The 11,767-nt window shown below is 63.6% G+C and carries 15 protein-coding genes and 1 tRNA gene; 10 read left to right on the forward strand and 6 right to left on the reverse strand.

Annotated features, from left to right (window positions below):
- The first annotated feature begins 1 nt into the window (after nt 1).
- On the forward strand, nt 2–517 hold the full coding sequence (locus QZ184_RS07125) for a DNA-3-methyladenine glycosylase (protein WP_296418757.1): 516 nt from the start codon (nt 2–4) through the stop codon (nt 515–517).
- Nucleotides 518–543: 26 nt separating this feature from the next.
- Nucleotides 544–1,545: an aspartate carbamoyltransferase catalytic subunit gene (locus QZ184_RS07130; RefSeq protein WP_296418759.1), complete on the forward strand. Its 1,002-nt coding sequence runs from the start codon at nt 544–546 to the stop codon at nt 1,543–1,545.
- Nucleotide 1,546: 1 nt separating this feature from the next.
- On the opposite strand, the gene QZ184_RS07135 is transcribed toward QZ184_RS07130, so the two are convergent.
- The 4 genes from QZ184_RS07135 to QZ184_RS07150 all read right to left on the reverse strand — a co-directional run bounded on the left by QZ184_RS07135 (nt 1,547) and on the right by QZ184_RS07150 (nt 2,554).
- Nucleotides 1,547–1,789, reverse strand: coding sequence for a DUF565 domain-containing protein (locus tag QZ184_RS07135; protein WP_010314550.1), 243 nt, complete (start codon nt 1,787–1,789; stop codon nt 1,547–1,549).
- Between the two features lie 194 nt (nt 1,790–1,983).
- Nucleotides 1,984–2,184, reverse strand: a complete 201-nt coding sequence (locus QZ184_RS07140) for a hypothetical protein (protein ID WP_010314552.1) — start codon at nt 2,182–2,184, stop codon at nt 1,984–1,986.
- Nucleotides 2,185–2,287: 103 nt separating this feature from the next.
- Nucleotides 2,288–2,449 carry a PCP reductase family protein gene (locus tag QZ184_RS07145; protein WP_010314554.1) on the reverse strand — a complete coding sequence of 54 codons (162 nt, stop codon included), beginning with the start codon at nt 2,447–2,449 and terminating at the stop codon, nt 2,288–2,290.
- Between the two features lie 32 nt (nt 2,450–2,481).
- Nucleotides 2,482–2,554, reverse strand: a tRNA-Ala gene (locus QZ184_RS07150).
- Between the two features lie 55 nt (nt 2,555–2,609).
- Here QZ184_RS07150 and QZ184_RS07155 point away from each other — a divergent pair.
- Together QZ184_RS07155 and coaBC are read left to right on the forward strand one after the other, a co-directional pair.
- Complete coding sequence (locus QZ184_RS07155; protein ID WP_010314555.1) at nt 2,610–2,825, forward strand: DUF2555 domain-containing protein; 216 nt, start codon at nt 2,610–2,612, stop codon at nt 2,823–2,825.
- A complete protein-coding gene (gene coaBC, locus QZ184_RS07160) occupies nt 2,815–4,068 on the forward strand; it encodes a bifunctional phosphopantothenoylcysteine decarboxylase/phosphopantothenate--cysteine ligase CoaBC (RefSeq protein ID WP_296418760.1) in 1,254 nt (417 codons plus the stop codon). Before QZ184_RS07155 ends, coaBC begins: the two co-directional genes overlap by 11 nt.
- Here coaBC and QZ184_RS07165 read toward each other — a convergent pair.
- Nucleotides 4,051–4,389, reverse strand: a complete 339-nt coding sequence (locus QZ184_RS07165) for a hypothetical protein (RefSeq protein ID WP_010314559.1) — start codon at nt 4,387–4,389, stop codon at nt 4,051–4,053. The genes coaBC and QZ184_RS07165 overlap by 18 nt on opposite strands.
- A 142-nt stretch (nt 4,390–4,531) precedes the next feature.
- Between QZ184_RS07165 and QZ184_RS07170 the strand changes: the two genes are divergently transcribed.
- From QZ184_RS07170 to QZ184_RS07190, 5 genes are all read left to right on the forward strand, one after another.
- Nucleotides 4,532–5,353, forward strand: a complete 822-nt coding sequence (locus QZ184_RS07170) for a photosystem II manganese-stabilizing polypeptide (RefSeq protein ID WP_010314562.1) — start codon at nt 4,532–4,534, stop codon at nt 5,351–5,353.
- Nucleotides 5,354–5,465: 112 nt separating this feature from the next.
- Nucleotides 5,466–6,635: a sulfate adenylyltransferase gene (sat, locus tag QZ184_RS07175; RefSeq protein ID WP_296418762.1), complete on the forward strand. Its 1,170-nt coding sequence runs from the start codon at nt 5,466–5,468 to the stop codon at nt 6,633–6,635.
- 49 nt (nt 6,636–6,684) lie between these two features.
- On the forward strand, nt 6,685–8,529 hold the full coding sequence (ftsH3, locus tag QZ184_RS07180; protein WP_010314566.1) for an ATP-dependent zinc metalloprotease FtsH3: 1,845 nt from the start codon (nt 6,685–6,687) through the stop codon (nt 8,527–8,529).
- Nucleotides 8,504–9,202, forward strand: coding sequence for a bifunctional 4-hydroxy-2-oxoglutarate aldolase/2-dehydro-3-deoxy-phosphogluconate aldolase (locus tag QZ184_RS07185; RefSeq protein WP_296416667.1), 699 nt, complete (start codon nt 8,504–8,506; stop codon nt 9,200–9,202). Before ftsH3 ends, QZ184_RS07185 begins: the two co-directional genes overlap by 26 nt.
- Nucleotides 9,203–9,241: 39 nt before the next feature.
- A complete protein-coding gene (locus tag QZ184_RS07190; protein ID WP_296418765.1) occupies nt 9,242–9,901 on the forward strand; it encodes a hypothetical protein in 660 nt (219 codons plus the stop codon).
- Between the two features lie 7 nt (nt 9,902–9,908).
- On the opposite strand, the gene aroC is transcribed toward QZ184_RS07190, so the two are convergent.
- A complete protein-coding gene (gene aroC, locus QZ184_RS07195) occupies nt 9,909–10,997 on the reverse strand; it encodes a chorismate synthase (protein ID WP_010314571.1) in 1,089 nt (362 codons plus the stop codon).
- A gap of 59 nt (nt 10,998–11,056) precedes the next feature.
- Here aroC and nth point away from each other — a divergent pair, with 59 nt between their 5' ends.
- Nucleotides 11,057–11,710, forward strand: a complete 654-nt coding sequence (nth, locus tag QZ184_RS07200; protein WP_296418768.1) for an endonuclease III — start codon at nt 11,057–11,059, stop codon at nt 11,708–11,710.
- Nucleotides 11,711–11,767: the final 57 nt, after the last annotated feature.

Genomic DNA, 11,767 nt, shown 5'->3' on the forward strand with positions numbered 1-11,767 from the left:
CCTGCTCTGGGGCGTGGTGGTGGAAACCGAGGCGTATTCCCAGGACGACCCCGCCACACGCGGCTTCCGCCGCCGCTCACCCAGCAACGAAACGCTCTTTGGTGAGCCAGGGCGGTTTTATGTCTATGTGAGCTATGGCATTCACCACTGCGTGAACGTGGTGACCCATAGGGCTGACTGGGCCAACGGCGTCCTGCTGCGTGCCCTGGCGATGCCGGGGGAGCAGGAGCGGATTGCCGCGGGTCCAGCCCTGCTGGCTCGCCGCTTTGGCCTGGACCGCAGCCATGACTGCTGCCCCAGCAGCCCTGCGCAGGGGCTTTGGCTGGCCCCTCGCTTGCCAGAGCTGCGTGAAGCGCAGTTGGTTCAAACGACTCGGATCGGCATCAGTCAGGGGCAGGACTGGCCTTGGCGCTGGTACCTCCGCAGCAGCCGCAGCATCAGTCGACGTGCCAAGGGGGATCGCAATCCACCTTTGGCCGAGGCCTGGGACGTGGCCTCTTGCGTCATGGGCTTCTAGCCTGCTGTTGACGCTTGCCTCAGACCTTGAGCGACTGGACCCACCGCCATGTGCTGGATCTGGCGGCCTTCTCGCTTGAGGACTACACCACTGTTTTAGAGCTAGCCCAGCGGTTTCGGGCGATGCCCACCAGTGGCGCCCGCAAGCTGCCGGCCCTGCAGGGCAAGCTCGTCACCACCCTGTTTTTTGAGCCCAGCACCCGCACCCGCAGCAGCTTCGAGCTGGCGGCCAAACGGTTGTCGGCGGATGTCCAGAGCTTCTCTCCCTCCTCCAGTTCCCTCAGCAAAGGGGAGAGCCTGCTCGACACGGTGCGCACCTATGTGGCCATGGGAGCTGACTTGCTGGTGGTGCGTCACCGCTGCACCGGGATTCCCGCCTCGTTGGCCCACGACCTTGACCTCAGCGGTGATCGCGTGGCGGTCTTAAACGGTGGAGACGGCCTGCACAGCCATCCCAGCCAGGGTCTGCTGGACCTGTTTTCCCTGGCGCGTCAGTTCAACCCCGAGAGCCCAACGCCTGAAGCGCTGCGGGGCCGGCGGATTGTGATCGTCGGCGACATCCTCCATTCCCGTGTGGCCCGCTCCAACCTCTGGGCCCTGACCGCCTGCGGCGCCGAGGTGGTGCTCTGCGGGCCCGCCACCCTGCTGCCGCAGGCCTTCGAACAGTTCGTGGACGCCCCGCCGCCTGGGCAGGCCAGCGACCCAGTCGCCAAGCGGGGCCGCATCCGGATCGAGCGCGATCTCGATCAGGCCTTGGTCGGCGCCGATGCCGTGATGACCCTGCGCCTGCAGAAGGAGCGGATGAACCAAAACCTGCTCACCAGCCTCGAGAGTTACCACCGCCGTTTTGGCCTCACCCATAGGCGCCTGCAGGGCAAGATTCCTGTGCTCCATCCCGGTCCGGTCAATCGTGGCGTGGAGATGAGTGGAGCTCTGTTGGATGACCCGGCGCTCTGTCTGGTGGAGGAGCAGGTCACCAACGGCATCCCGATTCGGATGGCCCTGCTCTATCTCCTGGCCGCCGGCTAGCTCAGAGCAGCTTGAAGCCTTCCAGCAGCAGGCCGTAGCAAAACCCCACCCGGCTCATGTCCAAGAGCTGTAGCCCCAAACGGTTGCTGGTGTTCCGCAGCAGTGGGCCCCTCAGGCGAATCGCGGCTTCGATTGCCAAGACGCAGAGCAGGGCAGCTGGGGGATCCAGAAAGGAGCGCGCCCCGGTGAGGGTGGCGATGGCATTCCCCAGGAAGAAGGTGCTCAGCAGCACGATCAGCAGCACCGAGAGCCGTCGCCAGGGATTGCTCGCCCAGCGCTCCAGGCGCGGCCAGGCTCCACCCAGGTTGCGCTGCAGCCTGGTGCGCTGAGGTGGGGGCGTCAGGGTCAGGGGAGTCGGTGCGGGCGGTTTGCCTTGAGGTTTACCGCAGGGGCATTAAAAAAGCCCGGGTATCCCCGGGCTGAGTGGATCAGCTGACTTCAGCTGTCGGCATCTTTGGCTTTGCGGCTGCCCTTGCCTTCCAGCAGTTCCAGCAGTGCCTCCATCTGGGCCATCACGCCACGAACCTCGCCGGCTTCAGGCAGGAGACCGTCTTCCATCACGCCTTGATGCATCTCGCGCAGTTCTTGGCGGATGTAACGCAGGTGGCTCACCACTTGCTCGCGCTTCGACTGCGACATGAGCGGGAAAGGTCTCGAAAGCTAAACCCTTTTACCCCATCGCCCTTTAGCAGAGACTTGGCCGCAGCCAGCCCGTCAAACCCCACAAGGGTGGATCGCGGCCCTACTTCTGGCCGAACTTGGCCTTGGCGTCCTCGAAAAAGGCTTCGTCGATCACATCCAGGCCAGCCTCGTTGGCCATCCCTTCAATCCGTTTGCGGGCGGCTGGGCGCACAAAAAAAGGGATCTCCTTGAGCTTGGCCTCTGCTTCTGGTTTCCAGTTCATGGCCAGATCCGCACAGGGACTTCAAGGGTGGATGGAGAATAGGGGACTCGAACCCCTGACCTCTGCGGTGCGATCGCAGCGCTCTACCAGCTGAGCTAATTCCCCCGAAAGACCAGGAAGAATCCTTGTCCTGGCCAGAACTTATCAGTCTTCAACGGCCATGACCGCTTCCCCTTCCATCACCCCTGAGTTGATCGCTGCCCAGACCGAGGCCTCGATGGAGGAACTGGGGCGACGTTTGGATCAGGACGACTACCCCAGTCCGTTTGCGGCCTTGAACGATTGGCACCTGCTCCGTGCCATCGCCATTCACCGTCCGGAGCTGGCGCGGCCCTACGTGCACCTGGTGGATCAAGAGCCCTTCGATGAGGACTGAGCCCTTGGCTGATCCCCTGAAGGGGCGTCGCGTTCTGGTCGGGATCAGCGGCAGCATCGCCGCGGTCAAGCTCCCGCTGGTGGTCAGTGCTTTGGCCAAGCGCGGCGCCGAGGTGCGTTGTGTCCTGACCCCCAGCGCTGCGCAACTGGTCAGTCCGGTGGCCCTGGCCAGCCTCAGCCGTCAGCGCTGCTATCTGGACGCCGACCAGTGGAGTCACACCGCCGCCCGCCCGCTGCATGTGGAGTTGGCCGAGTGGGCAGAGCTGGTGCTGCTGGCCCCGTTGTCGGCCACCAGCCTGGGCCGCTGGGTCTACGGGCTGGGCGACACCCTCCTGGCCTCTCTGCTGCTGGCCACGGAAGCGCCAGTCCTGGCGGCTGCGGCGATGAATACAGCCATGTGGGCTTCACCGGGGGTCAGCCGCAATTGGCAAACCCTCCAGGACTTCGAGCGGGTCTTGCCCTTGGGGCCCGGCGCTGGACTGCTGGCCTGTGATCGCGAAGGGGCTGGGCGGATGGCCGAGCCTGAATCCCTGCTTCTGGCGCTGGAATCCCTGGCGCTCTGGGGTTGGCAGCGCGATTGGCAGGGACGCCGGCTGCTGGTGAGTGCTGGCCCCACCCGCGAGTGGTTTGATCCAGCCCGTTGCATCACGAATCCCAGCAGCGGTCGCATGGGGGTCCTGCTTGCCCAGGCCGCTCGTCTGCGCGGGGCTGAGGTGGATCTGGTGCATGGGCCCCTCCAGCTCGAGCCGGCTTGGCTCGATGGTCTGCACTGCCATCCGATTGAGACCGGAGCGGAGCTGCAGGCGTCCCTCGAGGCGCTTCAGCCCAAGGCCGATGCGATTGCGATGGCCGCGGCTGTTGCGGACCACCGCCCGAAGCAACGCTTCAGCCACAAACCCGACAAGCAGGACCTAGCGCTGGCGATGGAGGCGGGTTGGGAGCCCATCCCGGATGTTCTGCGGGGACTGGTCGAGCGCCGTCCGGCTGGGCAAGGGATCCTCGGCTTCGCGGCCCACACCGGGGATGTGCTGCCTCAGGCCCAGGCCAAGTGGGCACGCAAAGGATGCGACCTGCTCTTCGCAAACCCGATTGATGCGCCGGGAGCAGGATTTGGTGGCTTGTCCAATGAGGGCTGGATCCTTGGCCCTGGTGAGGCGGTTCAGCGGGTTGAACCGATGGGCAAGCTCGCCTTGGCGCATCGGCTGCTGACCGCTCTGGCGGCCTGTTCAGGCGGCCATGGCTGAATCGTCGTCGTTCTGAAGCAGATCCATAAAGGTGCGGAGCTGCAGGCGGGGGATGTAGGGCCAGCCGCCGCTTTTCTCCATGCCCTTCAGCAGGTTGAAGAGCTCGCCGCGATCAGAAGGGAGGCTGGAGCGGAAGGCGCCGTCCTGGATCGTGCGGTGCAGCTCCTCGAGCCGGCGCAGCAGCAGGAGAAGGGCCTGTGCTTCACCATCCACCTCGGCGGCCAGCTCTTCGAGGCTCTCCAGCTCTGAGCTCAGGCGGGCTTCCCAGTCGCCTCGGACCAGGCTCTCGTCGATCTGTGTGGTGGTGCTGGCGTCGCTCATAAAGGAATTCAATCGGCCGCTCTCGCATACAGGTTGTTGAGAGCCGCGACATGGTACGCGGAATGGGCGTTTTGCACCGGTAGTATCCCGATCGGGCGTACCCCAATCCCTGAGGTTTTCCCCGCCAGACCGGTTTCTCCCCATGCGTTTCCGTCCTTTGCTGGCCGTCGTGCTGGCCCTTTGTTTGACCCTCGTGACCGCTTGCAGTGGCGGCGCGAAGGCTATTGATCGGGCTGATCTGACCTACGACGACATCCACAACACCGGTCTGGCCAATGACTGCCCGACCCTTCCCGACTCCGCCCGCGGGTCCATCCCCCTCGACAGCAACACCAAGTACCAGCTGCGCGAGGTCTGCATGCACCCCGCTGAGGTGTACGTGAAGGGCGAGCCCGCCAACAAGCGTCAGGAGGCCCAGTTCGTGGCCACCAAGATCCTGACCCGTTTCACCACCAGCCTCGATCAGGTCTACGGCGATCTGGCCGTGACCGGTAACGGCATCAACTTCAAGGAGCTCGGCGGCATCGACTTCCAGATCGTCACCGTGCTGCTGCCCGGTGGTGAGGAAGTGCCTTTCACCTTCTCCTCCAAGGAGCTCGACGCCACCGCTGATGGCGCCGCCATCAGCACCAGCACCGACCTCAACGGTGCTTATCGCGTTCCCAGCTACCGCACCTCCAACTTCCTCGATCCCAAGGGTCGTGCACTGACCACCGGTGTTCAGTACGCCCAAGGTCTGATTGCTCTGAACGGTCAGGACGATGAGCTGGCCCGTGAGAACAGCAAGCGCTACATCGACGGCACCGGTGAGATGAACCTCTCCATCACCAAGGTGGATGCCTCCACCGGTGAGTTCGCAGGCGTCTTCACCGCTGTTCAGCCCTCTGACACCGACATGGGCAGCCATGACCCTGTCGACGTCAAGATCGTTGGTCAGCTCTACGGCCGCCTCGAGAAGGCCTGATCCCCTTCCCGGTCTCAGAACGTTTGATCAGGGGGCTCTTCGGAGCCCCCTTTTTCATGGTTTCCCGAGTGCTCTGGGAGAATCGCCGGCATTGGATCCATCCCTCGCCGCCATGACCTCCGCAGCTGCAGCAACCCGTTCGGGTTTGATCGCTCCCCACGGCGGCACCCTTGTGGACCTGCGGGTGCCTGCCGATCAGCGTGATGCGCTCAAGGCCGGCGTGGATCACGTTGTTGAGTGCTCCGATCGCAATGCCTGCGACGTCGAGCTGCTGATGGTGGGTGGCTTCTCGCCGCTGCGCGGCTTCATGCACCAGGACGACTATCTCTCGGTGGTGGAGAAGAACCGCACCACCAGCGGCCTTCTCTTTGGCCTGCCGATCGTGATGGATACCGATCGCGATGACATCGCCGTCGGCCAAAAGCTGCTGCTGACCTATCGCGGTCAAGAGCTGGCGGTGATGACGGTTGAGAGCAAGTGGGAGCCCGACAAGGCCCGTGAAGCCGTCGGTTGCTACGGCACCTCCTCCCTGGAGCACCCTGCCGTGAAGATGATCGCCACCGAGCGCGGTCGCTTCTATCTGGGTGGCTCGATCCAAGGCCTGGAGCTGCCTGAGCGTGTCTTCCCCTGCAAAACCCCGGCTGAGGTGCGCGCCAACCTGCCTGAGGGCGAGGACGTCGTGGCCTTCCAGTGCCGCAATCCGATCCACCGCGCCCACTACGAGCTCTTCACCCGGGCCCTCGATGCCACCAACGTGAGCGATCAGGGCGTGGTCCTGGTGCACCCCACCTGCGGACCGACCCAGGACGACGACATCCCCGGTGCTGTTCGCTTCCAGACCTATGAGCGCCTGGCCGCTGAGGTGAACAACCCCCGCATCCGTTGGGCCTACCTCCCCTACTCGATGCACATGGCTGGGCCCCGGGAGGCGCTGCAGCACATGATCATCCGCAAGAACTACGGCTGCACCCACTTCATCATTGGCCGCGACATGGCTGGCTGTAAGTCCTCCATCAGCGGTGAGGACTTCTATGGCCCCTATCAGGCCCAGGACTTCGCCCGTGAGAACGCTCCTGAGCTGGGCATGGAGACCGTGCCGTCCTTGAACCTCGTCTACACCGAGGAAGAGGGCTACGTGACGGCTGAGCACGCCGATGCCCGCGGTCTGCACATCCGCAAGCTCAGCGGCACCCAGTTCCGCAAGATGCTGCGCGGCGGTGAGGAAATCCCCGAATGGTTCGCCTTCAAGAGCGTTGTCGAGGTTCTGCGTTCAGCAGCCTGAGTCCGGTTAACATTCCTTAATCACTGTCCTCGAACAAGCGGAGAAGCAAGTGAAGAAGCGCTGGCGCAATGCGGGGCTTTACGTCCTCCTAGCCGTAGTGGTGATCGCCGTTGGCACGGCCTTCCTGGATCGTCCTGATCCCGCCAATGCGCCGCGCACCCTCCGCTACAGCGACTTCGTGGAAGCCGTTGAAGCCAACGAGGTCTCCCGTGTGCTGATCGCTCCCGATCGGGGCACGGCCCAGGTGGTGGAGAACGACGGCCAGCGTGCCGTGGTCAACCTTGCCCCTGACAAGGACCTGCTGAAGCTCCTCGAAGGTCACAAGGTCGACATCGCCGTTGAGCCCTCCCGTCAGCCCCAGGCTTGGCAGCAGGCCATTGGTTCCCTGATCTTCCCCCTGCTGCTGCTGGGTGGCCTGTTCTTCCTGCTGCGCCGCGCCCAGGGCGGTGGCGGCAACCCCGCGATGAACTTCGGCAAGAGCAAGGCCCGGGTTCAGATGGAGCCCGAGACCCAGGTCACCTTTGGTGATGTGGCCGGCATTGAAGGCGCCAAGCTCGAGTTGACCGAGGTCGTCGACTTCCTCAAGAACCCCGACCGCTTTACGGCCGTTGGCGCCAAGATCCCCAAGGGCGTGCTGCTGGTGGGTCCTCCGGGCACCGGTAAGACCCTTCTGGCGAAGGCCGTTGCCGGGGAGGCCGGTGTCCCCTTCTTCTCGATCTCCGGTTCGGAGTTCGTCGAGATGTTCGTTGGTGTGGGCGCCAGCCGCGTTCGTGACCTGTTTGAGCAGGCCAAGAAGAACGCCCCTTGCATCGTCTTCATCGACGAGATCGACGCCGTCGGTCGTCAACGCGGCGCTGGACTCGGCGGTGGCAATGACGAGCGTGAACAAACCCTCAACCAGCTCCTGACGGAGATGGATGGCTTTGAGGGCAACACCGGCATCATCATCGTCGCGGCAACCAACCGCCCTGACGTTCTGGATGCAGCACTGATGCGTCCCGGTCGTTTCGATCGCCAGGTGGTCGTCGATCGCCCGGACTACGCCGGTCGTCTCCAGATCCTTGGGGTCCATGCCCGCGGCAAGACCCTCTCCAAGGACGTTGATCTCGACAAGATTGCCCGCCGGACCCCTGGCTACACCGGCGCCGATCTCGCCAACCTCCTCAACGAAGCCGCGATCCTGGCGGCTCGCCGTCAGCTCACCGAAGTCTCCATGGACGAGGTGAATGATGCGATTGAGCGGGTCATGGCTGGTCCTGAGAAGAAGGACCGGGTGATGAGCGAGAAGCGCAAGCGCCTTGTGGCCTATCACGAGGCCGGTCACGCCTTGGTTGGCGCCCTGATGCCCGACTACGACCCGGTGCAGAAGATCTCGATCATTCCCCGCGGTAACGCTGGCGGTCTGACCTTCTTCACCCCCAGTGAAGAGCGCATGGAGTCCGGTCTCTACTCCCGCGCCTATCTCCAGAACCAGATGGCTGTTGCCCTGGGTGGCCGGGTTGCCGAAGAGATCGTCTATGGCGAAGACGAAGTCACCACCGGCGCCTCCAACGACCTCCAGCAGGTGGCCCGGGTGGCCCGTCAGATGGTCACGCGCTTTGGCATGAGCGATCGCCTCGGTCCTGTGGCCCTGGGCCGAAGCCAGGGCGGCATGTTCCTCGGCCGTGACATCGCAGCTGAGCGTGACTTCTCGGAAGACACCGCCGCTGCGATCGATGAAGAGGTCAGCTTGCTGGTGGCAGAGGCCTACAAGCGGGCGATCGCCGTTCTCAACGGCAACCGCAGCGTTCTTGATGAGCTCGCCGAGATGCTCGTTGAGCGCGAGACCGTGGATGCTGAGGATCTTCAAGAGCTGTTGATCCGCAGCGATGTCCGAGTTGCTGAATACGTCTGAGGTCTTCGCCTCAGATCCCTCTGGGCTTCTCAGGGGATTGCACCGCCAGCCTGTGCTGGCGGTGCTTCGTGTTTCTGAGCGTCAGCAGGCCCAGCAACAACTGAACCTGCTGGTTGATGCAGGTCTGCGCCATGTCGAGTTGGCGGTTGCTCTCACTCCCGCCTGGGTTGCGTTGGCGGTGGAGCTGCGCCAGTCCTTTCCATCCCTGCGCCTCGGTGCTGCGTCGGTGCGATGCCTGAAGGGATTGGCGGCTGCTCAATCCGCCGGTTTGGACTATGTCGTCTCGCCCATCCTTGAGCCTGAGCTTTTGGCGAAAGCGCAACAGGCCGGGATCACCTTGATTCCTGGTGTCTACACCCCGTCAGAAGTGGCACGGGCCCAGGCCTTGGGTGCTCCCGCGGTGAAGCTTTTCCCGGCCAGCAGCCTGGGTCCGAGCTATTGGAACTCGCTTGCAGGACCCCTGTCGCCATTGCCCTATTGCATTGCGGCAGGAGGGTTGTCAGCCCTGGATGCACGTCTCTGGTTGGAGTCCGGAGTCGATGCGGTGGCCTTGGGAGGGAGCTTGTTTGAGACGTCTCAAGGGCCACAGCAACCCCTGCAATTGCGGCCAGGGTTGACGGCGCTGCTGGCATGGCTCGAGCAGCGTGCCAATGGCGACTTGTTGTCAGGTTGAGTCCAGAGTGTTACTCATGGGATAGACGTCTTTCGACCTATGTCTCAACTCACCATCAAGTTGAGCGATAAAGCTGATGCTCTGATCGCTCAGCTCCAAAAGGAGATTTTCAATCGCCGCCGCAAGAAAGTCTCTGCAGCTGGGGTCGTCGAGACCCTGGTTGAAAGCGGAGCCAAGTCGCAATCCGACAAGCGTTTCGCGACCTCTTGGAAAAACCTCATTTCCGACATTGAGAAAGCGGCCAAGCTCGCCAATGCCCATGGCGCCAAGCCCGCGAACCTCTCGGATGCGGAATGGGCTCTGATCCTGAGCCACCGCAGCCGCAGCACCATCAGTAAAGCGGCGCCCAAGAAAGCCGCCCCCAAGAAGACCGCTGCCAAAAAGGCATCGGCAACCACCACCAAGCGCGCTGCCGCCAAGGCCAAGCCTGTGGCGAAAGCCACAGTGGTGAAGAAAGCAGCTCCGAAGAAAGCTGCGAGCACTGCCGCGAAGGCCAAGCCTGCAGCTGCTGCGAAATCCAAGGTTGCGCCCAAGGCCAAGCCGGTTGCGAAAAAAGCAGCACGCAACCCGGTGAAGAAGACCGGGGCCACCCGCGGTGGCTCAGTGGCGAAGCGGATGGCGAAGGCCGTCGGCCGTTTGGGTTCCGCACCCTCGACCAACGGCAACAACGGCGCTGCTCAGCTGACCAGCCTGCGTTGATCCGCTCTCACCAGAGGCTGCACTGACCCTGCTGCCGCAGCAGGTGATCAGCCAGCACAAGGGCGACCATCGCCTCCACCATCGGTACGGCCCTGGGCAACACGCAGGGGTCGTGCCGACCTTTTGCTTCCAGGGTCGTGGCCTCACCCCGGGCATTGATCGTTTGTTGGGCCTTGCGGATCGTGGCCGTTGGCTTGAAGGCCACGCGGATCACGATCGCCTCGCCGTTGCTGATCCCCCCCTGAATTCCGCCGGAGTTGTTGGTGGCGGTGTGCAGGCTGCCATCTCCAGTGGGCAAGAACGCATCGTTGTGTTCGCTGCCCTTGAGCAAGGTTCCGGCAAATCCGGAGCCGATCTCAAAGCCTTTGGTGGCCGGTAGGGACATCACCGCCTTGGCCAGATCGGCCTCAAGCTTGTCGAAGACGGGCATGCCCAAGCCGGCGGGTACGCCGCGAACCACACACTCGATCACGCCACCGCAGGAGTCCCCTTCCCGCCCGATGGCTTCGATCCGCTCGATCATCCGCTCCGCAACAGCGGCATTGGGGCAGCGCACGATGTTGCTTTCGACGGCCTCAAGGGTCACCGCTGCTGGATCGATCTCGGCCTCGATGTCATGAATGCGTTTGACCCAGGCCACCACTTCTGTGCCGTGGGCTTTGCTCAGCAGCTGCTTGGCGATGGCCCCAGCGGCGACCCGACCGATCGTCTCCCGCGCTGAGGCGCGCCCGCCACCACTGCGGGCCTGGATGCCGTATTTCGCTTGGTAGGTGGCATCGGCGTGGGAGGGGCGGAAGGCCACCTCCATCTCCTTGTAGTCCTGGGGGCGCTGGTCTTTGTTGCGCACCACCATCGCGATCGGGGTGCCGAGCGTGACCCCATCGAGCAGACCACTGAGGACTTCCACCCGATCGTCTTCTTTGCGGGGGGTTGTGATCTTGCTTTGGCCTGGTTTGCGTCGATCCAGCTCGGCTTGGATCGCCTCGAGGTCGAGTTCCAGTCGCGGCGGACAACCCTCCACAATCACGCCAACCCCGCCGCCGTGGGATTCGCCGAAGGTGCTGATGCGGAAGAGATCGCCGAAGCTGCTTCCCATGGGCTGAGTGCGCTGGTGCGAGCCTACAAACTGGGCTTTGGTTGCAGCAGCGTTCGGTCTTGAGGAAGCAGGAGCGCGCGGCGCTGATCATGCAGCGCCTTGAGGAGCATTACCCCGAGACGCCGGTCCCGTTGGACCACAGCGATCCCTTCACCCTGTTGATCGCTGTCTTACTCAGTGCCCAGTGCACGGATAAGAAGGTCAACGAGGTCACGCCAGCCCTCTTTGCGGCTGGAGCAACACCCCAGGCCATGGCGGCGCTGCCTGAGTCCGAAATCCTGGGCCACATCAGACAGCTGGGCTTGGCGAAAACCAAGGCTCGCAACGTCAAGCGTCTCGCGGAGCTCCTGCTGGAGCGCCATGGGGGTGAGGTCCCCGCCAGTTTTTCAGCCCTCGAGGCGCTGCCGGGGGTGGGCCATAAGACCGCCAGCGTGGTGATGGCTCAAGCCTTCGGGGTCCCGGCCTTTCCCGTGGACACCCACATCCACCGCTTGGCTCAGCGCTGGGGCTTGAGCAGTGGCGTCAGCGTGGCTCGCACTGAAACGGATCTCAAGCGGCTGTTCCCCAAGGACGCCTGGAACAAGCTGCACCTGCAGATCATTTTTTACGGCAGGGAGTTCTGCACGGCTCGTGGTTGTGATGGGCGGGTCTGTCCCCTCTGTCAGGAGCTCTATCCCAACCGCCGCAGGCCTGTGATCTGGACCAAGGCCTAGCGCCCCCCCAACAAAAAGCCCCCTCTTGCGAGGGGGCTTCTGGTTCAACCGAGATTG

This window comes from Vulcanococcus sp. DEBay_Sum22DG08_74, from assembly GCF_017852955.1.
Lineage (GTDB): Bacteria > Cyanobacteriota > Cyanobacteriia > PCC-6307 > Cyanobiaceae > Vulcanococcus.

Bases quoted from the DNA above. Each gene is read 5' to 3' on its own strand.
- coaBC (WP_296418760.1), top strand. From the start codon at position 2,815: ATGAGGACTGAGCCCTTGGCTGATCCCCTGAAGGGGCGTCGCGTTCTG.
- QZ184_RS07190 (WP_296418765.1), top strand. From the start codon at position 9,242: ATGTCTCAACTCACCATCAAGTTGAGCGATAAAGCTGATGCTCTGATC.
- QZ184_RS07165 (WP_010314559.1), bottom strand. From the start codon at position 4,389: ATGAGCGACGCCAGCACCACCACACAGATCGACGAGAGCCTGGTCCGA.
- QZ184_RS07170 (WP_010314562.1), top strand. From the start codon at position 4,532: ATGCGTTTCCGTCCTTTGCTGGCCGTCGTGCTGGCCCTTTGTTTGACC.
- aroC (WP_010314571.1), bottom strand. From the start codon at position 10,997: ATGGGAAGCAGCTTCGGCGATCTCTTCCGCATCAGCACCTTCGGCGAA.
- QZ184_RS07185 (WP_296416667.1), top strand. From the start codon at position 8,504: ATGTCCGAGTTGCTGAATACGTCTGAGGTCTTCGCCTCAGATCCCTCT.
- QZ184_RS07155 (WP_010314555.1), top strand. From the start codon at position 2,610: ATGACCGCTTCCCCTTCCATCACCCCTGAGTTGATCGCTGCCCAGACC.
- QZ184_RS07140 (WP_010314552.1), bottom strand. From the start codon at position 2,184: ATGTCGCAGTCGAAGCGCGAGCAAGTGGTGAGCCACCTGCGTTACATC.
- sat (WP_296418762.1), top strand. From the start codon at position 5,466: ATGACCTCCGCAGCTGCAGCAACCCGTTCGGGTTTGATCGCTCCCCAC.
- QZ184_RS07145 (WP_010314554.1), bottom strand. From the start codon at position 2,449: ATGAACTGGAAACCAGAAGCAGAGGCCAAGCTCAAGGAGATCCCTTTT.